Origin of the sequence: Nesterenkonia sandarakina (genome assembly GCF_013410215.1) — a bacterium.
GTDB lineage: Bacteria > Actinomycetota > Actinomycetes > Actinomycetales > Micrococcaceae > Nesterenkonia > Nesterenkonia sandarakina.
Genome location: NZ_JACCFQ010000001.1, coordinates 1,577,369 through 1,600,898 on the forward strand (window position 1 = coordinate 1,577,369; position 23,530 = coordinate 1,600,898).

Consider the following 23,530-nt stretch of genomic DNA (forward strand, 5'->3'; position numbering starts at 1 on the left):
GTCCCGGGTCAAGCGGGCGCCCCTCATCGCCAGGAGCGGCCTTCTGGGTGTTCAGTCCGAAGACTCTGCCGATGGATCTATGTGCACAGGGACGGGGAGTCTGATCTGCCGAGCTGGTGCGGCGGGGGACTCGATGCTCTCCGCGAGCTGATCCACCGTGACTCGTCCAAGCGCTTCACCGTCGACGTCGACCACGGGGGTCTGTGCTTGTCCCAGGGCTCGGGCGACAGGCGTCTCGGAGGTCACGACGGGGAGTTTCCCGACTCCCTCGGAGAGCAGGGCGAACTGGATCCCTAGTCCGATTGCTGTGGCGTAGGGGATGACAGCGGTGGCTCCGCAATCGCGAATCGCGCCGGAGACGGCAAGGCCCGATTCAAAGGTCGCAGGGAATGGCCCCAGGGCGGTGACCTGCGCTCCGCCACGTTCCGCGGCTTCGCGCACGGCGGCAAGCCGAAGCGGATCCTGCCAGGAGCGCTCCGGCCCGCCCACGTAACACACGTGACGATGCCCCTGTGTGAGCAGGTGGGAGGCCAGCTCCTGGAATGCAGATGCGGTGTCTGCGATGACCGACGTCATGCCTTCGGTCTCACGGTCGACCAGGACCAGCGGTTTGAACATCCCCGCCATTCGCAGAATGTCATCGGTTCCCCAGGGTGCGGCGACGATGAACCCGTCAACCTGTCGGGAGAGCCGCTCAAAGGCTGCCAGCTCTTCCGTCCCTGAGAGTGGGTGCACCGCCACGGTCAGCTGCAGGTCAAGTTCATGAGCTCGCTCCTGCGCGCCGGAGATGATCGGGGTGAAGAAGCTGTTGTTCAGCGTCGGCACCACGAGCGCGATGATGCCCGTGCGACCCCGAGCCAGCTGTCGGGCAGCCGAGTTGGGGACGAAACCGAGCTTGCGGGAGGCGTCGAAGACGCGCTGGGTGGTCGCAGGAGCGACCGTGTCCGGACGGGTGAATGCGCGGGACACGGTGGCTTTGGAGACCCCGGCAAGAGCCGCGACATCCGAGATGGTGGTCATGCGTCCACGATACGCCGTTCCATGAAACCGCATCCAACTGATCGTTTACACGGATTTAACTGCTAACTCTGGAGGTTCCTGTCGTCTTCGTCGTAGTCTGAATGAAACCGGTTACATCGACGAAGGGAACAGGATGAATCGACGCGGATCCGCCGCTCTCCTGCTGCTTCCGGGACTCGCCTTCCTGGTCTTTGGCTTCCTGGCACCGGCGATGGGCATCCTGTTCGCGGCACCGGGCACTGACGCTGGGGAGATCTTCACCCGACTCGGGGCGATGCTCACGGACCCTTATGACCTGCGCATCATCGGACGCACGGTCGGACTCGGACTCATCGTCACTCTGGTGTGCCTGACGCTGGGCTTCCCCATCGCGTACATCCTCGCTCGGTCGACCTCGCGCTGGGCCGGGGTGCTGCTGGCGCTGGCGATCTTCCCGCTGCTGCTGAGCAATGTGGTGCGAACCTTCGGCTGGTTGGTCATTCTGGGCTCCAACGGTGCCCTTGCCCAGCTGCTGGTGAGTCTCGGGGTCACCGACACGCCACCGCAGCTGCTCTACACCCCGTTCGCGATCGTGATGGGGCTGACCCAGTTGTTCCTTCCGCTGGCCATCATCGCGTGCTATTCAGCAGTCTCCCAGGTCGATGCCGGGCTCGATGATGCCGCTCGTGGCCTCGGGGCCAGCCGACGGCGAACCTTCTGGGACATCGTGGTTCCGCTGTCGCTTCCCGGGCTCGTGGTCGCCGCGACGCTGGTCTTCGCCGGGTCCGTCACCGCCTACACCACGCCCTACCTGCTCGGCGGTTCCCGTCAGCGGATGCTCTCCACAGAGCTCTACTCCTATTCCAGCGTCACCGTCGACTGGGCGAGCGCGTCGGCCACTGCCATCGTGATGACCATCCTGGTGGTCCTTGTCTCCGGCATCTCAGCCCGCCTAGGTCGCAGAGGAGCCACCGCGTGAACACCAGAAAACCTATCGCGGCCGCACTGGCCCTCGCCGGCTACATCATCATGCTGGTCCCGATCCTTTTTGTGGTCGCGACCGCCTTCACCTCCGGTTCCACCCTGAGATTCCCGCCGGAGGGTTTCTCACTGGGATGGTTCGACGCCGCACTGAACTACGCGCCGTTCACCAGCGCCCTGCTGACGAGTCTGCAGCTGGCTGTGGCTTCGACCTTTCTTGCCCTGGCGGTCGGAGTTCCTGCCACCCTTGCCATCTACAGGGGAGCACTGCCGGGCAAGGGCCTGGTCGAGGGCCTGTTCCTCTCCCCGCTGATCATCCCGGAACTCGTCGTCGGCCTGGCGCTGTACCAGCAGCTCATCGTCACCTTCCGCATCGAGAACTGGCCGGTGCTGCTGCTCGGGCACACCGCGCTGCTGCTGCCCTACGCGGTGCGAGTCACCGGAGCAGCGCTGGCTAGCTCGGACGTGTCTCTGGAGGAGGCCGCCCGGGGTCTGGGAGCCTCCCCGCTGCGGGCCTTCTTCACGATCACGCTTCCGATCCTGCGGCCGGGGATCTTCTCCGCGGCGCTGCTCGGCTTCGTGACTTCGTTCAACAACGTTCCGCTCTCGCTGCTGCTCCAGAGCCGGGAGTCCAGAACCCTTCCCATCACGATGCTGGACTACGTGCAGCAGAGCTATGACCCGATGATCGCGGCCACATCGACGCTCATCCTCGCCGCCACGGTGGTCATCGCTGTCATCGCCGAGCGGACCGTCGGATTCGCCAAGATCTTCGGAGGTATCAACCGATGAACCCCATCACTTCACACAGCGGAACCACGGGACCAGGTAACGGCGCTGCCGCGCCGACACGCTCCGCGGCGAGCTTCCACAACGTCACTCAGGTCTTCGGCGATTTCACCGCCGTGGACGGCATCTCCCTTGAGATCCCCGCAGGGCGGCTCACCACCTTGTTGGGGCCTTCGGGATGTGGGAAGACGACCTCGCTGCGCATGCTGGCCGGATATACCCAGCCCAGCAGCGGGACGATCTACATCGATGGGGAGGACGCGACCCGGCTTCCCCCGGAGAGGCGCGGGCTGGGCATGGTCTTTCAGTCATACGCGCTATTTCCCCATATGACCGTGGCGGAGAACGTCGCCTACGGGTTGAAGCTGCGTCGACTTCCCCGCGCCGAGCAGACTCGTCGAGCCGCGGAGAGTCTCGACCTTGTGGGCCTGGGACACCTTGCCAGGAGCAGGCCGCGGCAGCTCTCCGGCGGTCAGCAGCAGCGCGTCGCGCTGGCCCGCGCGATCGCCGTGCGCCCCAAGCTGCTACTGCTCGACGAGCCGCTGTCCAACCTCGACGCTCGGTTGCGGGTCCAGATGCGCGCCGAGATCCGCCGCATCCAATCGGAGACCGGACTCTCGGTCGTTCTGGTCACCCACGATCAGGACGAGGCGCTGGAGATGAGCGACGAGATGGTGGTCATGCGCGCAGGCAGGATCATGCAGCAGGGCGCACCAGCCTCGGTCTTCGGCGCCCCCGCGAACCGATTCGTCGCCGAGTTCATGGGGTATGAGAATTTCCTCTCCGCACCCGACGGCACCACCCTCACGGTCCGCCCCGAGCATCTTCACGTGCTGCCCTCAAGCGCCGCAGAGGGGCACCACGCGGATCTTCGGCTGTCCGGTGAGGTGCTGGATCTGGCCTACCGCGGGGTCGACGTGCTCGTCACGGTCGCGGCCCGCGAGGCCGATGGTCGTGACGTGCGCCTGATCTGCGATGTCCGCGCCGGCGCCGCCGCCGATCTGCATCGAGGGGACCCCGTCGACGTCGTGGCCCCGGCCTCCCACGTGATTGCCCTGCGCCCCTGACCACTCTGCCGCTCACCACACATGAGACATGCCAGCTCTACCGAAAGGAACGATCATGCCCGAACATCGCACTTCCAGAAGCCCTCTCAAGGGGCGCCGTCCAGGCGCTCTCACGGCAGGGCTGCTCGTCAGCCTCCTCGCCCTGAACGCCTGTGGCTCCGCCGGGGATGCTGAGAGCGGCGAGGAGACCTTGGTCGTGAGCACCTTCCCCTTCGGGGTCGAAGAGTTCCAGGAGGCCGTGGTGGATCCGTTCACCGAAGAGACCGGGATCGAGGTCGAGCTCGACACCGGGTCCAACGCGGACAGGCTCTCCCAGCTGCAGCTTGCCGGGGGAGAGGACCCCGGTGTCGACGTAGTGCTGATCAGCGACTACTACGCGGCGCTTGGCCAGGAGGAAGAGCTCTTCGCCGAGCTCGATCTGGACCAGGTGCCATCAGTCCAGGAGGTCGCAGACTTCGCGACCGAGGAAGCATACATGGGACCGGCTTACAGCTACCAGCTCTACGGCACCCTGTACTCCACAGATGAGCTGGAGGCCGAAGAGGCCGCAAGCTGGGACACCTGGGGAGAGGACGCGCTCTCCGGGCGGGTGGCGCTGCCGGACATCTCGGTGACTGCCGGACAGCTGATGGTCAGCGGCGTCGCCGGGCACTATGGCAACGGGCCCTACGATGTGGACGTTGCGTTCGAGCAGCTCGGCGAATGGTCGCCGGGAGTGCTCCAGTACTACAGCTCCTCGACCGAGGTGACCAATCTGCTCACCCAGGGTGAGATCGCGGCGGCGGGCAGTCTCAACGGTTTCGCCACCAACCTGATGGCCTCCGGTGAACCCGTGGCCTGGGTGGCTCCCGAGGACAACCGCTTCATGGCCACGAACCGTGCGATGCTCGCCGAGGGCGCGGGGAACCCGGAGGCCGCGCACCGTTTCATCGATCATCTGCTCAGCGTCGAAGGGCAGACCAGCTCGGCGGAGATCGTCGGAGACCTCCCGGTGAACCTTGACGCGGAGATTCCCGTCGAACTCACCGAGGTCGTAGGCGAGATCGCTGATGACCCGGTGCAGGCCGGCTACGCGACCCTGGATCCCTCCGAGCTGGTGGCCACCCGCGACGACTGGGTCGCCCGCTTCGCACGGGAAGTCTCCGGTCAGTGAGCCAGAGTTATCCCCAGGCGCAGCAGCTCACCGTCCCCGAGGGGTGGATCCAGGAGCTTCCCAAGGTCGACCTGCACTGCCACCTGATCGGCACGGTGCGCGCCGCAACGTTCGCTGAACTTGCGCGCCGCGCCGGCCTCGAGCTGCCCGAGGACCCAGAGGTCATCTACCGGGACATCAACTCGCGCCCGCCGGACCCCGCTCTGTACGAGAACACCCGGATCCCGGTGCCGCAGTCGCCCGCGCCAGGCGAGCCGACGACGTCGTACTCGCTGTTTCAGGCCTGTGACTGGGTGACCCAGGCGCTGCAGACCGCGGAGGACCTGACCCGGATCGTCTATGAGGCGTTCGAAGATGCCCACGTGCTCTCAAACGTCCGCCATCTGGAGTTGTTCTTTGACCAGCTCCCGGAGCACCTGAGCCACCTGGGGTACCTCGGCTACGTGGAGTCCTTCGCCCGAGGCATCGAGCAGGCCGAGCAGGCATTCGGCATGACCGGTCGCCTGATCGCGGGCATCGACCGGTCGAAGACTGCTCAGGAGGCACTCGCCTGGGTGCGCACCGTGGTCGAGAACCCGCACCCGTATGTGGCGGGGGTGGGACTGGACAACCTCGAGACCGTCGGCCCACCCGAGCGATTCATCGAGGCCTATCAGCTGGCCGGAGACGCGGGACTGGGCAGGACGGCCCACTCCTCGGAGCATCAGCCCAGCGCCCAGAACACGCTGACCTGCCTGGACGATCTGGGCTGCGACCGGATCGATCATGGCTACTACGTGCTCGAGGACGACGACGTCGTCGCTCGTCTTCGAGCGGAGAAGGTGGTTTTCACAGTGGGGTGTGTGACCTCGCGCCGGTCCTGGCGGCCGTGGCGGCGTGCGTCTATCCGCGCCATGCTCGACGCCGGGCTACACGTGATCCCGTGCTCGGATGACCCGGGCATGTTTCCGAACTCGCTGACCAACGAATACACGATCCTCGCCTCCGAGGTCAGGGCCACCCATGAGCAACTGCGGGACATGGCGGTGCGGGCCGTGGATGCGTGCTGGCTTCCCGCCCAGCAGAAGGAGGCGCTGCGCCGGGAGGTCATCGCCGAGATTGCCCGGCTGGACCATGAGCACGGGCTGAGCCTCGACGCGCCGTGACCGCACCGGACGCCCGCGCCCGATCGAATCCGCACCTGCCGCGCCAGCGCGATAAGCTGACGCAATCTGTGTTCATCCCCGTTCTACCTGAGGTGTATCTGCCACATGGCCAAAGAGACCGCACTCGACAAAGTCATCTCCCTGGCGAAGCGTCGCGGCTTCGTGTTCCAGTCCGGTGAGATCTACGGCGGCACTCGCTCTGCCTGGGACTACGGGCCGCTGGGCACCGAGCTGAAGGAGAACATCAAGGCCGAATGGTGGCAGACCTTCATCCGCGGCCGCGGCGACATGGTCGGGCTGGACTCCGCGATCATCCTGCCCCAGGCGGTCTGGCACGCCTCGGGCCACGTCAAAACGTTCTCCGACCCGCTGGTGGAATCGCTGCACACGCACCGCCGCTACCGCGCCGATCACCTGATCGAGGCCTATGAGGCCAAGCACGGGCACCCGCCGGAGAACGGCCTGGCTGACATCCGCGACCCGGAGACCGGCCAGCCCGGGAAGTGGACCGAACCGCAGCAGTTCTCCGGGCTGATGAAGACCTTCCTGGGACCGGTGGATGATCAGGAGGGGCTGCACTACATGCGCCCCGAGACCGCCCAGGGCATCTTCGTGAACTTCAACAACGTGGTGACCTCGGCGCGGAAGAAGCCGCCCTTCGGCATCGGCCAGATCGGCAAGGCCTTCCGCAACGAGATCACCCCCGGCAACTTCATCTTCCGGACCCGCGAGTTCGAACAGATGGAGATCGAGTACTTCACCCACCCGGATGAGGCCGACGAGTGGTTCAAGCACTGGGTGGACGCCTGCTACAACTGGTTCGTCGACCTGGGTCTGAACCCGGAGAACCTGCGCAAGTTCGACGTGCCCGAGGACGACCGGGCGCACTACTCCGCGGGCACCATCGACCTGGAATACCGCTTCGACTTCGCCGGCTCGGCCTGGGGCGAGCTCATGGGCATCGCCAACCGCACCGACTATGACCTGAATTCGCACACCGAGGCCTCCGGTGCGAAGCTGCAGTACTTCGACCAGGCCAGCGGCACCCGCTACACCCCGTACGTGATCGAGCCCTCCTTCGGCCTGACCCGCGCGATGATGGCCTTCCTGGTGGATTCATACACCGAGGACGAGGCACCGAACACCAAGGGCGGGGTGGACACCCGGACCGTGCTGAAGCTGCACCCCAAGCTGGCTCCGGTGAAGGCCGCGGTGCTGCCCCTGTCGAAGAAGCCCGAGCTCGCCGGGGTCTCCCAGGACCTGGCCCAGTCGCTGCGCCAGCACTGGAACATCGACTTCGACGACTCCGGCGCCATCGGTCGCCGCTACCGTCGCCAGGACGAGATCGGCACCCCGTTCTGCATCACCGTGGACTTCGACACCCTCGAGGACCAGGCGGTCACCATCCGGGACCGCGACGAGATGACCCAGGAGCGGGTCTCGCTGGACAAGGTGCAGTCCTACCTGGCGGTGAAGCTGCTCGGCTGAGCCGGGCATCACAGCCGGGGAGCCGGGCATCACAGCAGGGAGGGCAAGCTTTGTGTGCCCGCGCGTGCGGGACTACCATTGCGTGGTTGGTCTGAATGACACCTTCTGCCCTTGTCTAAGGAAATGTGATGAGTACTGAGCACGACGCCGAGGCTCGCCCCGCGAACCCGGCCCGGCTGACCCTGGAATCCGGTCTCACGGTGCGCCCCTGGGCCGACGGTGATGACCTGAAGCTGCTCCAGGTCTGGGGAGACCCGGAGAACTCGATGCACCATCAGGACCGCAGCCTGCTGCGGCCCTCCTCCAACGAGCCCTGGTCCCGGTGCATCGTGGCCGAGGCGGATGGCCTGCCGGTGGCCGCAGCCACGATCTTCCGCTCCTCGCTGCACCCGGACCGGCTCTCCTTCTACGCGGAGGTCGCCCCGGAGCACCGCCGCCGCGGAGTCGCCGCGCAGATGCTGCAGATCCTCGAGGCCGAGGTGCCCAACTGTGCGGTGCAGTCGCTGAAGGCGCGCGTGGCCAAGCGCTCCGCCGCCCAGTGCTTCCTCAAGGACAACGGCTTCACTAAGATCCAGGCCTCCCGCCAGGTGATCGTCCAGCCCGGCGCCATCTCGCTGCCGGACCTGGACAGCGCCGGACTGGACCTCGAGGACCTCGCCACAGGCTCGGTGGAGCTGACCCAGATGGTCGCGGACTTCTACAACACCGTGCACACCTGGGACCGCGCCGAGATGACCATCGGCAAGGCCCAGCAGATGCTGCTCGGCCCGGAGACCGGAGCCTCCGGCGCCGTGGTGCTGCGCGACACCTCCGAGGGCGGGAACAACGCCATCCTGGCCTTTGCGATCAGCTACACCTCTGAGCGCACCGACGAGCCGGCCGACGTGCTGCTGGGCTGGAACACCGCCCTGGATGACTCCGACGCCGAGACCGCCTGCCGCGCGATGCTCGCGCTGCTGGCCGCGCACTTCCCGGTCAAGGTCGAGGTCGACGACGCCATGGGGCCGCTGAAGACCGTCACCGATGAGCTGATCGCCGCCGGGGACGCCGAGTACGACTTCGAGGCGCTGATCTACGCCAAAGACGCAGCCTGAGCGGGGAGCCCATGACCGCTGAGTCCACCGACACGCTCACCCGCGAGCCCGCCCAGAAGAGCGCTGCGACGGAAGCCGACGCCCGCACCGGGGCGCTGCTGCCGCCGCTGACCCTGGGCCCGATCACGGTGCAGACCCCGGTGGTGCTGGCCCCGATGGCCGGGATCACCAACACCGCCTTTCGCAGGCTCTGCCGGGACTACGGCGGCGGGCTCTTCGTCAACGAGATGGTCACCGCACGCGCCCTGGTGGAGCGCCGCCCGGAATCGCTGCGGATCATCAAGCACGAACCCGACGAGGTCCCACGATCGGTGCAGCTCTACTCGGTGGACCCGGTCACCACCGGGCATGCCGTGCGGATGCTGGTCGACGAGGGCCGCGCCGATCACATCGACATGAACTTCGGCTGCCCGGTGCCCAAGGTCACCCGTAAGGGCGGCGGCTCCGCGCTGCCCTGGAAGACCCGGCTCTTCGAGTCCATCGTCGCCACCGCCGTGCGGGAGGCCTCCAAGGGGAACATCCCGGTCACGGTGAAGATGCGCAAGGGCATCGACGAGGACCACCTCACCTATATCGAGGCCGGTAGGATCGCCCGGGACTCCGGTGTGGCCGCCGTGGCCCTGCATGGGCGCACCGCCCGGCAGCACTACTCCGGTCAGGCCGACTGGTCCGCGATCGCCGCGCTGCGGGAATCCCTGCCCGACATCCCGGTGCTGGGCAATGGGGACATCTGGTCAGCAGAGGACGCCGTGGCGATGGTGGAGCAGACCGGGGTGGACGGCGTCGTCGTGGGCCGTGGCTGCCAGGGCCGGCCCTGGCTCTTCGGGGACCTCCAGGCCGCCTTCGAGGGTCGCGAGGAGCGGCACCGCCCGGATCTGCCGATGGTCTCCGCCACGCTGCTGCGTCACGCGCAGATGCTGATCCCGTACTTCGACGGCGACGAGCGCAAGGCCATGCAGGACATCCGCAAGCACGTGGCCTGGTACTTCAAGGGCTACGCCGTGGGGTCCCAGCTGCGCACCCAGCTGGTCGCCGTGGAGTCGATGGCCCAGCTCGAGGACCTGCTCGGGCAGCTGGATCAGACCCTGAGCTACCCCGGGGCCGACGCCGAGGGTCCGCGCGGCCGGGCCGGATCACCCAAGAAGGTCCACCTTCCCCAGGACTGGCTGGAGTCCCAGGAGCTCAACGAGGTGCAGCGCGAGATGATCCAGGCCGCAGAGGTCGACACCTCCGGCGGATAGGGTTGGACCCATGAGCGCGCAGAACGTGGAGCGAGTAGAGGGCGGATACGCCGCCCTGAGGCCGGGATACACCGAGGCCGATGAGGCCCGCTGGGTGCCCGAGCACGGGAAGTCCGTCTACCGCTCCAGCTTCGAGCGCGACCGGGCGCGGCTGCTGCACTCCTCGGCGCTGCGCCGGCTCGGCGCCAAGACCCAGGTGGTCTCGCCCGACGTTGACGACTTCTCCCGCACCCGGCTGACCCACTCGCTGGAGGTCGCCCAGGTGGGCCGGGACCTGGGCCGGCTGCTGGGCTGCGACCCCGACGTCGTCGACGCCGCCTGCCTCTCCCATGACCTGGGACACCCGCCCTTCGGACACAACGGGGAGACCGTGCTCAACGCGCTGGCCGCCCCGCACGGCGGGTTCGAGGGCAACGCGCAGACGCTGCGGCTGCTGACCCGGCTGGAGACCAAGCGCTTCCACTCCGACGGCCGCTCCGCGGGGCTGAACCTGACCCGGGCTTCCCTGGACGCCGCGGTGAAGTATCCATGGCGCGCCCATGAGGCGCCGATCCTGCCCGATGGCAGCCGCAGCGCGAAGTTCGGCGCCTATGAGGACGACGTCGAGGTCTTCGACTGGATCCGGGACGGCGTGACGGGCCGGCGCAAGTCCATGGAGGCCCAGGTGATGGACGCCGCCGATGACATCGCGTATTCGGTGCATGACATCGAGGACGGCGTGGTCAACGGCCGGTTCCAGCTGAAGTTCCTCACCGATCCGCTGCAGCGCCGTCGCGTGGTCCAGACCACCCACGACTGGTATTTGCCCGAGACGGACCCGGCCCGGATCGAGGCCGCCCTGGATCGGCTCGCCTCCGCGGACTCCTGGGTGGGGGAGTCCGACGGCTCCCGGCGCGCGCTGGCCGCGTTGAAGAACATGACCAGCGAGCTGATCGGCCGGTTCTCCCACGCCATCTTCGCCGCCACCCGTGAGGCCTATGGGGACCGTCCGCTGGTCCGCCACGAGGCTGACCTGGTGGTGCCCGATGAGACGGTGGAGGAGGTCTCGCTGATGAAGGGGATCGCGGCGACCTACATCATGGCCTCCCGGGAGCAGAAGCCGGTCTACGCCCGGCAGCGCGAGGTCATCGAGGGCCTCTACGGGCTGCTCGTCGAGACCGGGGACCAGTTCCTGGAGCCGCCCTTCCAGGCGGACTTCCACGCCGCCGGCGACGAGTCCGCCCGGCAGCGCGCGATCATCGACCAGATCGCCTCGCTCACCGACGGCGCGGCGCTGGAGTGGTACGCCACCCTGGTCCACGGCCGCCCGGTCTTCAACCGCCTCTTCGCCTGACCCCCGCCCCTCAACGCCGGGGGAGGTGGGGGAGGGTTATTTGCCGATGTCGCCGACGACGACGTCGAAGGCCGCGAACAGCTCATCGGCCTCCACGAAGAGGTTCAGGTCCTGCTCCCCGGCTCCCATGGCGATCCGCCCGGAGATCGAGGCGTCCGCATAGATCGGCCAGGTCTGGCCCTCAGGGGTGCGCGCGCCGAAGGGCGTGATCGTGCCCGGGTGGTACCCGGTGGCCGCCACAGCCTCCTCCGGGGCGGTCATCGACATCTTCTTCATCCCGGCCAGCCGGCGCAGCTTTGCCCAGTCCACCTGCTTGTCCCCAGGGATCAGCGCCACCACATAGCTGTGCTCGGAGGCGGACTGGGTGAGCTTGGCCTTGGCGACCAGGGTCTTCACGATCTCCCGCGGCGCGACCCCGAGATTCTCGGCGGCCTCCTCCAAGCTGGAGGCGGGTCCGCGCTGGACGAATTCAAGGGTCACGGCGCGGGCGTCGGCGTCGGCCTGGACCCGGGCGCGTCCGGAAAGCTCAGTCATGTTCCCCAGCCTAGCCAGAGAACCGACCCTCTGCCCGGTCCCTGCACAGGCGCGCTGAGGGCGGGCAAGCATTTGGCCGTGCCGAGTAGATTAGAGCCATGGCCGGACTGATCAAACGCGAAGACATCGACGCCGTCCGTGAGCGCGCGGACCTTCGCGAGGTGGTCGAACAGTATGTGACGCTCAAGGGTGCCGGCATCGGCTCATGGAAGGGCCTGTGCCCGTTCCACGATGAACGTTCTCCCAGCTTCCACATCCGCCCCCAGGTCGGCACCTTCCACTGCTTCGGCTGCGGCGAGTCCGGGGACGTGATCGCGTTCCTGATGGGCATGGACCACACCAGCTTCCAGGAGACCGTGGAGAAGCTGGCCGGCCGCGTCGGCATCGAGCTGCGTTACGAGGACGGCGGGAAAGGACCCGATAAGGCGGAGATCGGGCGCCGCCAGCGGCTGCTGGATGCGCACAAGATCGCCGACGAGTTCTTCCAGGCGGCGCTGCAGAGCCCCGAGGCGCAGCCCGCCCGCGAGATGCTCACCGGCCGCGGCTTCACCCGGGAGCACGCCGCCCAGTTCTCCGTGGGTTACGCCCCCAAGGGGTGGGACAACCTGCTCAAACATCTGCGCGCCAAGGGCTTCACCGAGGAGGAGCTCACCGAGACCGGCATGTTCTCCTCCGGTGGACGTGGGATCTATGACCGCTTCCGCGGCCGACTGATGTGGCCGATCCGCAACATGACCGGGAACACCGTGGGCTTCGGCGGACGGCACCTCTACGAGGATGACAAGGGCCCGAAGTACCTGAACTCGCCTGAGACCGCGATCTATAAGAAGTCCCAGGTGCTCTACGGGATCGAACACGCCAAACGCCACGTCGCCAAGCAGCGCCAGCTGGTGGTCGTGGAGGGCTACACCGACGTCATGGCCTGCCACGTGGCCGGGGTGGAGACCGCGGTGGCGACCTGCGGCACGGCGTTCGGCGAGGGCCACGTGCGGATCGCGCGCCGACTGATCTCCGATGAGGGCGGCGCGGGCGAGGTCATCTTCACCTTCGACGGTGACGCCGCCGGTCAACAGGCGGCGCTGAAGGCGTTCAAGGAGGACCACATGTTCCTCGCCAAGACCTTCATCGCGGTGGGCCCCGAGGGCATGGACCCCTGTGACATCCGCCAGCACCGCGGAGACGACGCGGTCCGCGAGCTGATCAGCTCCAAGACGCCGCTCTTCGAGTTCGCGATCCGGGCCAAGCTGCGCGAATTCGACCTGAACACCATCGAGGGTCGGGTCGGTGCGCTGCGCGCCACCGCCCCGATCGTGGGTGGGATCAAGGACCCGGCGCTGCGCCCGGCCTACACCCGGGAACTGGCCGGCTGGCTGGGCGCCGAGATGGACGACGTCAATCGGGCGGTGGCCTATGCGCAGAAGCATCAGCCCTCACCGCATCAGGAGGCGGAGAAGGGCTCCGGTACCGGCCAGGGGCACCAGTCTGCGGGGCATCAGGGACAGGGCGCGCACGGGCAGTCGGAGCCGGGGGAGCCGCTGCGCCGCAGCGCGCCGGGATATCCACGCCCGGACACCCGCGATCCGGCGGTGCTGATGGAGCGCCAGGCGCTGGAGGTGATCCTGCAACACCCCACCCATCTCACCGCGGAGCAGTGGGAGGAGATCTTCACGGTGCGCTTCACCGCCCCGGCGCACCAGGCCATCCACGACGGCGTGCGCATCGCCGCAGCCTCGGCCTCGGATCCGCGCAACTGGGTCCAGGCGGTGCGCGAGGAGGTGCCGGAGCCGATCAAGTCCTTCGTCTCCGAGCTTGCCGTGACCGCGCTGCCCACCAACAGCGATGAACACCTCGAGAAGTACTGCCAGTCGATCCTGAACCGGCTGGTCGAGCTGAAGATCACCCACCAGAAGGCGAACCTGCTGGGCCGGCTGCAGCGCATGGACCCGGCCCAGAACCCGCAGGAGCATCAAGCGCTGAACCGTGAGCTGATGGAGCTGGAGCTGCGCCGTCGCGCGCTGCGGGAGGCGGAATGGGGGTGAGCCTGCGGCCCGCGCACCCCGGTCCGGCACCAGCCGACTTCGAGGCAAGCACCAGGCTTGATAGCGTGTTGCCTCGAACACAGTGAGCGCAGCCACGCCGCAGGCGTCGCCGCCGAGGATCAAGCACAACAGCAGGACAAGTTCATCAGCGTGACGATGGGGTCACGTGAAGCATCCGAGAAGGAGATTCACATGCCCCAGGAAACACCCTCTGCCGCGCAGACCAGCTCACCGGCCACCGGCAGCATCACCCGGGTCCAGGCCACCCATGAGGTGCCCGAGGCGATGCGCCGCGACGTCGGTCTGCTCGGTGGCCTGCTGGGCCAGGTGCTCAAGGAGTACGGCTCCGAAGGCCTGCTCGACGACGTCGAGGCGCTGCGCGAACTGACCATCGCCGCCCTGGAGGACACCAGCGGGGAGACTCTGGTGCGCGCCGAGGAGCTGGTCTCCTCCTTCTCCGCGGAACGGGCCAAAGAGGTCGCCCGCGCCTTCACCTCCTACTTCCTGCTGGCGAACCTGGCCGAGGAGCAGCACCGGGTGCGGACTCTGCGCACCCGCGACGGCGAGCTCCCGCTGGCCCAGCAGCAGCCCACCGACTCGGTGGCAGCGGCCTTCACCCACCTCGCCCAGGAGGTCGGCGAGCGCGAGGCCGAGCGCCGGCTCAAGGAGCTGCGCTTCCACCCGGTGCTCACGGCGCACCCCACCGAGGCCCGACGCAACGCGATCACCGCCTCGGTGCGCCGCATCGGGGCGCTGCTGGAGGTGCGTGATGATCCCCGGGTGGGCCCCACCGAGCTGGCGAAGAACCGCCGCGAGCTCCTCGAGGAGATCGACAACATGTGGCGCACCGCGCAGCTGCGCGTCTCCAGCCCGTCACCGCTGGACGAGGTCCGCACCGCCCTGGGGATCTTCGACTCCTCCTTCTCCTCGGTGTTCACCCAGGCCTACCGCCGGATGGACGACTGGCTCCAGGGGGAGGCCTCAGGAGCCCAGGCGCCGAAGGCGCCGGCCTTCATCCGGCTGGGCTCCTGGATCGCCGGTGACCGGGACGGCAACCCCAATGTCACCGCGACCATCACGCGCAAGGCCGTGGCGCAGGCCGCCGACCGGGTCCTGGCCGACCTCGAAGAGCGGTCCCGGCGCACCGGCATGTCGCTGACCCTTGATGACCGCTACACCCCGCCCAGCCCCAAGCTCGAGGCGCTGTGGAACCGGCTGCGCCAGCTCTCCGAGGAGCTCACCGAGCAGGCCGCCCAGCATTCCCCGGGCGAGCCGCACCGTCAGGTGCTGCTGGCGATCACCGGACGCATCCAGGCCACCCGGGAGCGCAACGCGGACCTCGCCTACGCGGTCCCCGAAGAGCTGATCACCGATCTGCGTGTGGTCCAGGACTCGCTGGTGGAGGCCGGTGCCAAGCGCGCGGCCTACGGAGACCTGCAGGAACTGATCTGGCAGGTCCAGACCTTCGGCTTCCACCTCGCCGAGCTCGAGGTCCGCCAGCATTCCAAGGTGCACGCCCAGACCCTGGCCTGGCTCGAGGACCCCGCCTCGGTGGAGAAGATGGCCGTGCCCGGAGAAGAGGTGCTGGAGACCTTCCGCGCCATCGCCTCGGTGCAGCAGCGCTACGGCGTGGACGCCGCCCGACGCTATATCGTCTCCTTCACCCAGTCCGCGCAGAACCTCGCCGATGTCTACACGCTGGCGGAGAAGGCACTCGGCGGGCCCGAGAACGCGCCGGTGCTCGACGTCATCCCGCTCTTCGAGACCTATGAGGACCTGCGCAACGCCCCGCAGATCCTCGAGGAGATGCTGACCCACCCGGCCGTGCAGGCGCGCCTGGAGCAGACCGGCCGGCGCATGGAGGTCATGCTGGGCTACTCGGACTCCGCCAAGGACGTCGGCCCGGTCTCCGCCACCCTCGCGCTCTATGAGGCCCAGGAGAAGATCTCCGCCTGGGGGATCAAGCACGAGATCACGTTGACCCAGTTCCATGGGCGCGGCGGCGCGCTGGGCCGCGGCGGCGGACCCGCGAACCGGGCGATCCTGGCCCAGCCCCCGCATTCGGTGGACCTGCGCTTCAAGGTCACCGAGCAGGGCGAGGTGATCTCCGCCCGCTACGGCAACCCGGAGATCGCGCTGCGCCACATCGAGCAGGTCGCCGCCGCCACGCTGATGGCCTCGGCGCCCTCCACCGAACGGCGCAACGCCGAGGCCGCCCAGCGCTACGCCGGGCTGGCCGAGAAGATGGATGCGGTCTCCCGGGAGCGGTTCCACGGCCTGGTCAACGCCGAGGGCTTCGCACCCTGGTTCGCCGAGGTCACCCCGCAGGACGAGGTCGGGCTGCTCGCCATCGGCTCCCGTCCGGCCAAGCGTGGACTCTCCGTGGAGTCCCTGGAGGACCTGCGCGCGATCCCGTGGAACTTCGCCTGGGGTCAGGCGCGGATCAACCTCACCGGCTGGTACGGACTGGGCAGCGCCCTGGAATCGGTGCAGGACCTGGAGCAGCTGCGTCAGGCCTACGCCGACTGGCCGCTGTTCCGGGCGCTGATCGACAACATCGAGATGTCCCTGGCCAAGACCGACCGGCGCATCGCCGAGCGCTACCTGGCGCTGGGGGATCGCGCGGATCTCACCGCGGTGGTCCTCGAGGAGTTCGACCTGACCTCGAAATGGGTGCTCGCGATCACCGACCAGGATCGTCTGCTGCAGAAGCACCGGGTGCTCGGTAGGGCCGTGCAGCTGCGCAACCCCTATGTCGACGCGCTCTCGCTGATCCAGCTGCGCGCCCTGCGGGTGCTGCGTTCCGGCAAGCTCACCGATGATCAGATCGATGATCCGCGCAACCTGCTGCTGATCACCCTCAAGGGAGTGGCCGCCGGCCTGCAGAACACCGGCTGACCCCTTCCCCTTCCCCTCTGCGTTTTACCTCCCCCTACGTGTCCTACCGGCCGGACGGTGCCGCCGGTAGGACACGTAAGCCCCGGTAGAACGCTGGTGGCTAGGATTGGGGGATGACAGTCTCCTCGGCGAAGCCCCTGATCAGTCCCGACCTCGACCCGGCCCAGGCAGATCCGCATCTCTGGCTCGAGGAGGTCACCGGGGAGCAGGCGCTGGCCTGGGTGCGCGAGCGCAACGCCCGTGCCGAGGACCGGATCCAGGACGAGGCGTTCGATCCGCTGCGCACGCAGCTGCGCGAGATCCTCGACGCCTCCGATCGGATCCCCGGCGTGACCAAGCGCGGGGAGCACCTGTATAACTTCTGGACCGACGCCGAGCATTCGCAGGGGATCTGGCGGCGCACCACCGAGGAGTCCTACCGCAGCGAGTCCCCAGAGTGGGAGATCCTGCTGGATCTGGACGCGCTCAGCGCCGAGGAGGGGGTCACCTGGGTCTGGCACGGCGCCGAGGTCCTGCGCCCGCGCGAGGCGACGCCGGACACCCCCACCCCGAGCAACGCGGACACCGCTGCCGACACCGCCCCCTGGCGGCACACCCTGATCTCACTCTCCCCGGGCGGCTCCGACGCCGATGTCACCCGCGAGTTCGACCTTCTCACCCGGCGTTTCATCCCGGAGTCCGAAGGCGGGTTCCACCGGCCGCAGGGCAAGGGCGGGCTGAGCTGGATCGATTCCGAGACCGTCTACCTCACCCACGACGACGGCGCCGATGCCGTCACCAGCTCCGGCTATCCGCGGGTGGCCCGGCGCTGGCGGCGCGGCACCGCGCTGACCGAGGCTGAGCCGGTGATCAGCGTGGAGGCGGACCATATGAGCGCCGTCGCCGGCTACGACAGCACCCCGGGCTATGAACGACACATCGGGGTGAGGCTGCTGGGCTTCTACGACCGCGAGACCTACCTGATCGACCCTGACGCGCCGGAGACGATGACCCGGGTGGAGGTGCCCACCGACGTCTCGGTGGGCTTCCACCGGGATCTGATCCTGCTGCGTCCGCGCACCGACTTCACCCACCACGGGGTGGACTACCGCGGCGGCAGCCTGATCGTGGGCGACGCCGAGAAGTTCATGGCCGGGGCGCCTGAGCTGCGGGTGCTCTTCGAGCCCACCGCGTCGGCGGCGCTGCTGGGAGTCGCGCTCACCCGCGAGAGCATCCTGGTGACGATCATGGAGGACGTGGTGCACCGGGTCGAGGCGCACTGGCGCGAAGCCGGCCAGTGGCGCGCCTGCGCGGCCTTCGGCGAGCTCCACGGCTCCCTCGGCGTCGCGGCGGTGGACGAGGAGGACTCCGAGGAGGTGTGGGTCACCAGCACCGACTGGATCACCCCCACCAGCCTCCACCGCGGCACCCTGCAGGGGCTGCGCAGCGGCGCGCCGGCGTCGTTGGAGCTGCTCAAGCAGGCGCCGGAGCGCTTCGACTCCGAGGGGCTGGCCTGGGTGCAGAGCTTCGCCACCAGCGAGGACGGCACGAGGGTCCCGTACTTCCTGATCGGCCGGGCCGAAGCCGTGCAGGCCGCGGAGGCCGCGGACTCCGAGTCGGTGCCGGGCGCCACGCAGATCGCCGGACCCGAGCCGCACCCCACGATCCTCTACGGCTACGGCGGATTCCAGATCTCGCAGACCCCGAGCTACCTCGGGCTCGCAGGCAAGGCCTGGCTGGAGGCCGGGGGAGTCTTCGCCGTGGCCAATATCCGCGGGGGCGGGGAATACGGTCCTGGCTGGCATCAGGCCGCGCTGAAGCAGAACCGGCACCGCGCCTACGAGGACTTCGCCGCAGTCGCCCGGGACCTGGTGAGCACCGGAGTGACCACGGTGGAGAAGCTCGCCTGCCGCGGCGGCTCCAACGGCGGACTGCTCACCGGCAACATGCTCACCCGGTACCCCGAGCTCTTCGGCGCGGTGGTGATCCAGGTGCCGCTGCTGGATATGCGCCGCTTCGCGCAGCTGCTCGCCGGAGCCTCCTGGCGCGCCGAATACGGCGACCCCGAGACGGCGGACTGGGAGTTCATCCAAGACTTCTCGCCGTATCACCTGGTCGGTGGCGGCGTGGACTACCCACCGGTGCTGCTGACCACCTCGACCCGGGATGACCGGGTCCACCCGGGGCATGCCCGCAAGATGACCGCCGCCCTGGAGGAGCTCGGCGCCGACGTCACCTACTGGGAGAACACCGAGGGCGGGCACGGCGGCGCGGCCAACCCGGAGCAGCAGGCACGGATGAACGCGCTGATCTACCGCTGGCTCTGGCAGCAGCTGGGCTGAGAGGGGGTTCCCTCCCGGAGGCGGCGGATTAGACTGGTCCCGTGAAATCGGGGCGCGCCGGGACCGGCGCGGACCGATCAGGAACAGATCACAGCCGAGGATTCCAGGGGGGAACGCTGCGCATGAGTGTGCCGGCCATCGAGACACGAGGACTGGTCAAACGCTTCGGGAACACCGCTGCGGTGGACGGCATCGACCTGGACATCGCTCAGGGCGGGATCTATGGCGTGCTGGGCCCCAACGGGGCCGGGAAGACCACAGCGATCCGGATGCTGGCCACGCTGCTGCGCCCTGACGCCGGGGAAGCCCGGGTCCTGGGCCATGATGTCTTCACCGAGCCCAAGACCATCCGGGAGAAGATCGCGCTCACCGGGCAGTTCGCGTCGCTGGACGAGGATCTGACCGGGATCGAGAACCTGATGCTGCTGGGACGGCTGCTCGGCTACAGCGCCCGGGACGCCAAGCTGCGCGGCATGACCCTGCTGGAGGCCTTCGGCCTCACCGACGCGGCCGGCCGCCAGGTCAAGAAGTACTCCGGAGGCATGCGCCGCCGCCTGGACATCGCCGGGTCCCTGATCGTGACCCCGCAGCTGATGTTCCTCGACGAGCCCACCACCGGGATCGATCCGCGCAGCCGCAACCAGGTCTGGGACATCATCCGGACCCTGGTCGAGGGCGGCACCACCATCCTGCTGACCACCCAGCACCTGGAGGAGGCCGATCAGCTCGCTGACCGGATCGCGGTCATCGACACCGGCAAGGTGATCGCCGAGGGCACGCCAGGACAGCTCAAGGCGCAGGTCGGCACCGGCGCGCTGAAGGTGCGGGTGGTCGACTCGACCCGCCGCGAGGAGGCCGCCGAGATCCTCGGGCGCACCCTGCTGGCCGAGGTGATTCGGGAATCTGACCCGTCGGCGCTGACCGTCCGGCTCGAGGACGAGTCCCGGGCCGCCTCAGCACTGATCGCCCTGCAGGACTCCGCCCTGGCGGTGGAGACCTTCGCGCTGGGTCAGCCCAGCCTGGACGAGGTCTTCCTCGCCCTGACCGGTCATAAGACAGCTCACGAGTCGAGCGACGGCGTGAGCGCAGAGGCACAGGAGGAGGCGGCGTGACCACCACGGCGCAGGATCAGAACCAGCGGATCAGAAGCGTCCTGGTCCCGGCAGAGCAGCGGCCGGCCCCGGCGGGCGCGGTCAGCGCGTCCTTGACCTACGGCTGGCGTGCGCTGCTGAAGATCAAGCACATCCCCGAGCAGCTCTTCGACGTCACGGTCTTCCCGATCATGATGACCGTGATGTTCACCTACATCTTCGGCGGAGCCATCGCCGGCTCGGTGGACGGCTACGTGCAGTTCCTGATCCCCGGGATCTTCGTGCAGACCATGATCATGATCACCATGTACACCGGGCTCACCCTGAACCGGGACATCTCCAAGGGCGTCTTCGACCGCTTCCGTTCCCTGCCCACCTGGCGCCCGGCACAGCTGGTCGGAGCGCTTCTGGGGGATCAGATCCGCTACGTCCTGGCCGGCGCGATCATCCTGATCGTGGGCTTCGTCATGGGGTTCCGGCCCGAGGGCGGACTGACCGGGGTGCTGATGGCGTTCGTGCTGCTGCTGCTCTTCAGCTTCAGCCTGTCCTGGGTCTGGACGGTGATCTCGCTGCTGGTGCGCACCGAGCAGGCCGCGATGGGCATCTCGATGTTCATCATGATGCCGCTGACCTTCGCCTCGAACATCTTCGTGGATCCCGAGACCATGCCCAGCTGGTTGCAGGGCGCAGTCGAGGTCAACCCGGTCTCGGTGGTGGTCACCGCCATCCGTGAGCTGATGGCCGGGGCCGGTCAGTTCTCCTCCGTCACGCTGGTGCTCGTCTACTGCGCCGTGCTGGTCGGGGTCTTCGGCCCGGTCTCGATGTACTTCTACAACCGCAAGAGCTGAGCGTCCTCCGCCGGGCCAGCGCAGGGGATCGCTCCGTCTGGCCGCCCCGGCGGGGCGCGCTCACTTGATGAAACGGATGGTCAGCGGGTAGCGGTACGGCCGGCGGTTATAGGCGGCGATGGCGGCCAGGATGCTGAACACCACCGAGAGCACCCAGGCGAGGAACAGGATCAGGAAGCCGATCAGAATGATGGTGGTGGCCGCGCCGACGATGTAGGCGATGAACAACGTGATCTGGAAGTTCAGCGCCTCCTTGCCGTGATCATCGAGCATTCGGCTGCGCTGCCGGAACACCAGCCAGAGCACCAGCGGCACCAGCCAGGACAGGAAGACCCCGCCCAGGTGCATCGCGACGCCCCAGCCCTGCTCCTCCCCGGCGCTCACCGGGACCCCGGACTGCCCGACCGAGGGTCCACCGGGCGAGACCCCGGACGGGCTGCCTGGCTGCCCGCCGGAGGGGCTGCCTGTCGGTCCGCCGGAGGGCGCCGGGCCTGCGGCAATGCTCGGCTCCGGCGGCGCCTTGTGCCACTGTCCATCGGGTCCCTGCTGCCATTCACCGTCTGCGCCTGTGGGGCGGGTGGGCTGGGTCATCACTCCTCCAAGGTCTTCGCCGCGGCGGGATCGGGATTCAGCGTCAGCCGCGAGTGAGGACCAGCGTAGTCCTCGCGCGCTGTGATCGATACGGTGGAGGACATGTCTGCTCAGCCCGATATCGCCACCGTTCCGGAAGAAGTTCTCAGCCTTGCCCGCGCGGCCCGCCACGTCGCCGTCTTCAGCGGCGCGGGCATCTCCGCCGAGTCCGGCGTACCGACCTTCCGCGAGGTCCAGACCGGTCTCTGGGAACGCTTCTCCGCCCAGGATCTCGCCACCCCCGAGGCGTTCGAGGATGATCCGGGACTGGTCCACACCTGGTACCGATGGCGGGCCGCGCTGATCCAGCAGGTCGCGCCGAACCCGGGGCATCGGGCGCTGGCCCGCTGGCAGCGGCAGCTCACCGAGCGGGGCGGCAGCCTGAGCATCGCCACCCAGAACGTCGATGATCTCCACGAGCGCGCCGGCGCCGAGGTGCTGGCGCACCTGCATGGGAGCATCACCGCTCACCGCTGCGCCGAATGCGAGGCACCGGTGGAGCTTCCGGCACCCCAGTACGACGGCGCCGCCGCGCCCGCACAGCCGGAGGACCCGCCGCAGTGCACCGTCTGCGGGGAGGGCCTGATCCGGCCCGGCGTCGTCTGGTTCGGCGAGGCGCTGCCGATGCCGGCGTTCGAGGCCGCCGCGGCGGCGATGCAGAGCGCAGACCTGATCCTGGTCGTGGGCACCTCCGGTCTGGTGCAGCCAGCCGCCTCGCTGCCGCTGCTCGGCATGGAGCGCGGGACGCCGCTGGTCGAGATCAATCCCGAACCCACGGAGCTCAGTGACGCCATGCACCACCGGCTGCGCGGACCCGCCGGGGAGCTGCTGCCGGCCCTGGTCCAGGCGGTCACCGGGGACTCTCCGGACCCTCCGGACTCTTCGGACTCGCCGGAGAAGACGACGACGAGAACCGGCGCGACCGCGCCCGACTCTGCGCGATGACCCTGTGGGAGACGGTGCTCCTAGGAGCGATTCAAGGGCTGTTCATGTTCGTGCCGGTGAGCTCGTCGAGTCACCTGGTCCTGATCCAGCAATACCTGGCCGACCAGGGGTCGCCGCTGCCTTCCCCGGACACCCCGGAGATGATCCTCTACAACCTGGTGGTGCACCTCGGCACCATGGTCTCCGTCACGATCGTGATGTGGCGGCCGCTGAAACGTCTGGTTCGAGGGATCTGGCGTGAGCTGGGACTCTGGCGCAGGCGCCGAACGCTGCGGCACCTGATCCACCTCAGGCTGGCGCTGCTGGGCCTGGTCACGACCGCCATCACCGGGGTTCTCGGGCTGCTGATCCGTGCCTACGGCACGGGCGTCTTTGCCAGTCCGTGGGCGGTGGCGCTGATGCTGATGGTCACCGGGGCAGTGCTGTGGTGGTCTGACTCGGTGAAGACCACCTGGCGGGGCGCCGCTCAGATGACCCTGCTGGTCGCCATCGTGATCGGGCTGGCCCAGGCGGCGGCGCTGTTTCCGGGGCTGAGCCGCTCGGGTCTGACCATCGCCGCCGCCCTGGCAATGGGAATGCATCGCCGGCTTGCCGCGCAGTTCAGCTTCTTCGTGGCGATCCCCACGATCCTCGCCGCGACCGGGCTGCAGTCGTTGAGTCTGCTTGACCCTGCCAGCTTCGACGGAGGCCTGTTCTTGAGCTGGCAGGACTATGCGTTGGGGTTCCTGGTAGCTGCCGTGGTGGGAGCCGGGGCGCTGTGGGTGGTGCTGCGGCTGCTCTACCGAGGCTATTTCCGCGTCTTCGCGGTCTACGTGGTGGGTCTGGCGCTGTTCGTGCTGCTCACCCAGCCCGACCTCAGCGACGCCCCGCCAGTGGACGAGCTGCCGCTGGATCAGGACCAGATCAAAAGCGTCCAGCTGCACTGAACCCTTCC

19 protein-coding genes are annotated in these 23,530 nt (G+C 68.2%); 16 read left to right on the forward strand and 3 right to left on the reverse strand.

Translation table 11 applies throughout. The features are described from left to right. Positions 1-51: 51 nt before the first annotated feature. Positions 52-1,020, reverse strand: coding sequence for a LacI family DNA-binding transcriptional regulator (locus HNR11_RS07350; RefSeq protein ID WP_179441755.1), 969 nt, complete (start codon positions 1,018-1,020; stop codon positions 52-54). Positions 1,021-1,153: 133 nt separating this feature from the next. Between HNR11_RS07350 and HNR11_RS07355 the strand changes: the two genes are divergently transcribed. From HNR11_RS07355 to HNR11_RS07395, 9 genes are all read left to right on the forward strand, one after another. Continuing rightward, positions 1,154-1,978 (forward strand): ABC transporter permease, encoded by an 825-nt coding sequence (locus tag HNR11_RS07355; protein WP_179441756.1) that lies wholly within the window; start codon positions 1,154-1,156, stop codon positions 1,976-1,978. Beyond that, the gene (locus HNR11_RS07360) at positions 1,975-2,772 is read left to right on the forward strand and encodes an ABC transporter permease (protein WP_343050613.1); all 798 of its coding nucleotides are present in this window, start codon (positions 1,975-1,977) and stop codon (positions 2,770-2,772) included. The genes HNR11_RS07355 and HNR11_RS07360 overlap by 4 nt, the downstream gene beginning before the upstream one ends. Next, on the forward strand, positions 2,769-3,836 hold the full coding sequence (locus tag HNR11_RS07365; RefSeq protein ID WP_179441757.1) for an ABC transporter ATP-binding protein: 1,068 nt from the start codon (positions 2,769-2,771) through the stop codon (positions 3,834-3,836). Before HNR11_RS07360 ends, HNR11_RS07365 begins: the two co-directional genes overlap by 4 nt. A gap of 196 nt (positions 3,837-4,032) precedes the next feature. Continuing rightward, positions 4,033-4,989 (forward strand): extracellular solute-binding protein, encoded by a 957-nt coding sequence (locus HNR11_RS07370; protein ID WP_343050614.1) that lies wholly within the window; start codon positions 4,033-4,035, stop codon positions 4,987-4,989. Next, positions 4,986-6,134: a hypothetical protein gene (locus tag HNR11_RS07375; RefSeq protein WP_179441759.1), complete on the forward strand. Its 1,149-nt coding sequence runs from the start codon at positions 4,986-4,988 to the stop codon at positions 6,132-6,134. The genes HNR11_RS07370 and HNR11_RS07375 overlap by 4 nt, the downstream gene beginning before the upstream one ends. Positions 6,135-6,239: 105 nt before the next feature. Then, positions 6,240-7,622: a glycine--tRNA ligase gene (locus HNR11_RS07380; RefSeq protein ID WP_058888364.1), complete on the forward strand. Its 1,383-nt coding sequence runs from the start codon at positions 6,240-6,242 to the stop codon at positions 7,620-7,622. A 128-nt stretch (positions 7,623-7,750) separates the two neighbouring features. Continuing rightward, complete coding sequence (locus HNR11_RS07385; protein ID WP_179441760.1) at positions 7,751-8,716, forward strand: GNAT family N-acetyltransferase; 966 nt, start codon at positions 7,751-7,753, stop codon at positions 8,714-8,716. Positions 8,717-8,727: 11 nt separating this feature from the next. After that, positions 8,728-9,957: a tRNA dihydrouridine synthase DusB gene (gene dusB / locus HNR11_RS07390; protein WP_179441761.1), complete on the forward strand. Its 1,230-nt coding sequence runs from the start codon at positions 8,728-8,730 to the stop codon at positions 9,955-9,957. 10 nt (positions 9,958-9,967) lie between these two features. Then, entirely contained in the window at positions 9,968-11,290 is a 1,323-nt protein-coding gene (locus tag HNR11_RS07395; protein WP_179441762.1) for a deoxyguanosinetriphosphate triphosphohydrolase, read from the forward strand. A gap of 36 nt (positions 11,291-11,326) precedes the next feature. Here HNR11_RS07395 and HNR11_RS07400 read toward each other — a convergent pair whose 3' ends face one another. Then, entirely contained in the window at positions 11,327-11,824 is a 498-nt protein-coding gene (locus HNR11_RS07400) for an aminoacyl-tRNA deacylase (protein WP_179441763.1), read from the reverse strand. Positions 11,825-11,922: 98 nt separating this feature from the next. Between HNR11_RS07400 and dnaG the strand changes: the two genes are divergently transcribed. From dnaG to HNR11_RS07425, 5 genes are all read left to right on the forward strand, one after another. After that, positions 11,923-13,863: a DNA primase gene (gene dnaG / locus HNR11_RS07405; protein WP_179441764.1), complete on the forward strand. Its 1,941-nt coding sequence runs from the start codon at positions 11,923-11,925 to the stop codon at positions 13,861-13,863. 192 nt (positions 13,864-14,055) lie between these two features. Further along, a complete protein-coding gene (locus HNR11_RS07410; RefSeq protein ID WP_218849665.1) occupies positions 14,056-16,761 on the forward strand; it encodes a phosphoenolpyruvate carboxylase in 2,706 nt (901 codons plus the stop codon). Between the two features lie 113 nt (positions 16,762-16,874). Then, a complete protein-coding gene (locus HNR11_RS07415) occupies positions 16,875-19,082 on the forward strand; it encodes a prolyl oligopeptidase family serine peptidase (protein WP_179441766.1) in 2,208 nt (735 codons plus the stop codon). A 122-nt stretch (positions 19,083-19,204) separates the two neighbouring features. Further along, entirely contained in the window at positions 19,205-20,194 is a 990-nt protein-coding gene (locus HNR11_RS07420; protein WP_179441767.1) for an ATP-binding cassette domain-containing protein, read from the forward strand. Further along, on the forward strand, positions 20,191-21,021 hold the full coding sequence (locus tag HNR11_RS07425) for an ABC transporter permease (protein ID WP_179441768.1): 831 nt from the start codon (positions 20,191-20,193) through the stop codon (positions 21,019-21,021). The genes HNR11_RS07420 and HNR11_RS07425 overlap by 4 nt, the downstream gene beginning before the upstream one ends. A 60-nt stretch (positions 21,022-21,081) precedes the next feature. On the opposite strand, the gene HNR11_RS07430 is transcribed toward HNR11_RS07425, so the two are convergent. Next, positions 21,082-21,612: a DUF4870 domain-containing protein gene (locus tag HNR11_RS07430; RefSeq protein ID WP_179441769.1), complete on the reverse strand. Its 531-nt coding sequence runs from the start codon at positions 21,610-21,612 to the stop codon at positions 21,082-21,084. A gap of 102 nt (positions 21,613-21,714) precedes the next feature. On the opposite strand from HNR11_RS07430, the gene HNR11_RS07435 reads away from it, so the two are divergent. Next, entirely contained in the window at positions 21,715-22,596 is an 882-nt protein-coding gene (locus HNR11_RS07435; RefSeq protein WP_179441770.1) for an SIR2 family NAD-dependent protein deacylase, read from the forward strand. Further along, on the forward strand, positions 22,593-23,522 hold the full coding sequence (locus tag HNR11_RS07440; RefSeq protein WP_179441771.1) for an undecaprenyl-diphosphate phosphatase: 930 nt from the start codon (positions 22,593-22,595) through the stop codon (positions 23,520-23,522). The genes HNR11_RS07435 and HNR11_RS07440 overlap by 4 nt, the downstream gene beginning before the upstream one ends. Positions 23,523-23,530 lie beyond the last annotated feature (8 nt).

Excerpts from the sequence above, each read along its gene's own strand:
- HNR11_RS07350 (WP_179441755.1), bottom strand. The coding sequence starts at position 1,020 with ATGACCACCATCTCGGATGTCGCGGCTCTTGCCGGGGTCTCCAAAGCC.
- HNR11_RS07355 (WP_179441756.1), top strand. The coding sequence starts at position 1,154 with ATGAATCGACGCGGATCCGCCGCTCTCCTGCTGCTTCCGGGACTCGCC.
- HNR11_RS07365 (WP_179441757.1), top strand. The coding sequence starts at position 2,769 with ATGAACCCCATCACTTCACACAGCGGAACCACGGGACCAGGTAACGGC.
- HNR11_RS07380 (WP_058888364.1), top strand. The coding sequence starts at position 6,240 with ATGGCCAAAGAGACCGCACTCGACAAAGTCATCTCCCTGGCGAAGCGT.
- HNR11_RS07385 (WP_179441760.1), top strand. The coding sequence starts at position 7,751 with ATGAGTACTGAGCACGACGCCGAGGCTCGCCCCGCGAACCCGGCCCGG.
- dusB (WP_179441761.1), top strand. The coding sequence starts at position 8,728 with ATGACCGCTGAGTCCACCGACACGCTCACCCGCGAGCCCGCCCAGAAG.
- HNR11_RS07395 (WP_179441762.1), top strand. The coding sequence starts at position 9,968 with ATGAGCGCGCAGAACGTGGAGCGAGTAGAGGGCGGATACGCCGCCCTG.
- HNR11_RS07400 (WP_179441763.1), bottom strand. The coding sequence starts at position 11,824 with ATGACTGAGCTTTCCGGACGCGCCCGGGTCCAGGCCGACGCCGACGCC.
- dnaG (WP_179441764.1), top strand. The coding sequence starts at position 11,923 with ATGGCCGGACTGATCAAACGCGAAGACATCGACGCCGTCCGTGAGCGC.
- HNR11_RS07410 (WP_218849665.1), top strand. The coding sequence starts at position 14,056 with ATGCCCCAGGAAACACCCTCTGCCGCGCAGACCAGCTCACCGGCCACC.
- HNR11_RS07415 (WP_179441766.1), top strand. The coding sequence starts at position 16,875 with ATGACAGTCTCCTCGGCGAAGCCCCTGATCAGTCCCGACCTCGACCCG.
- HNR11_RS07420 (WP_179441767.1), top strand. The coding sequence starts at position 19,205 with ATGAGTGTGCCGGCCATCGAGACACGAGGACTGGTCAAACGCTTCGGG.
- HNR11_RS07430 (WP_179441769.1), bottom strand. The coding sequence starts at position 21,612 with ATGACCCAGCCCACCCGCCCCACAGGCGCAGACGGTGAATGGCAGCAG.
- HNR11_RS07435 (WP_179441770.1), top strand. The coding sequence starts at position 21,715 with ATGTCTGCTCAGCCCGATATCGCCACCGTTCCGGAAGAAGTTCTCAGC.
- HNR11_RS07440 (WP_179441771.1), top strand. The coding sequence starts at position 22,593 with ATGACCCTGTGGGAGACGGTGCTCCTAGGAGCGATTCAAGGGCTGTTC.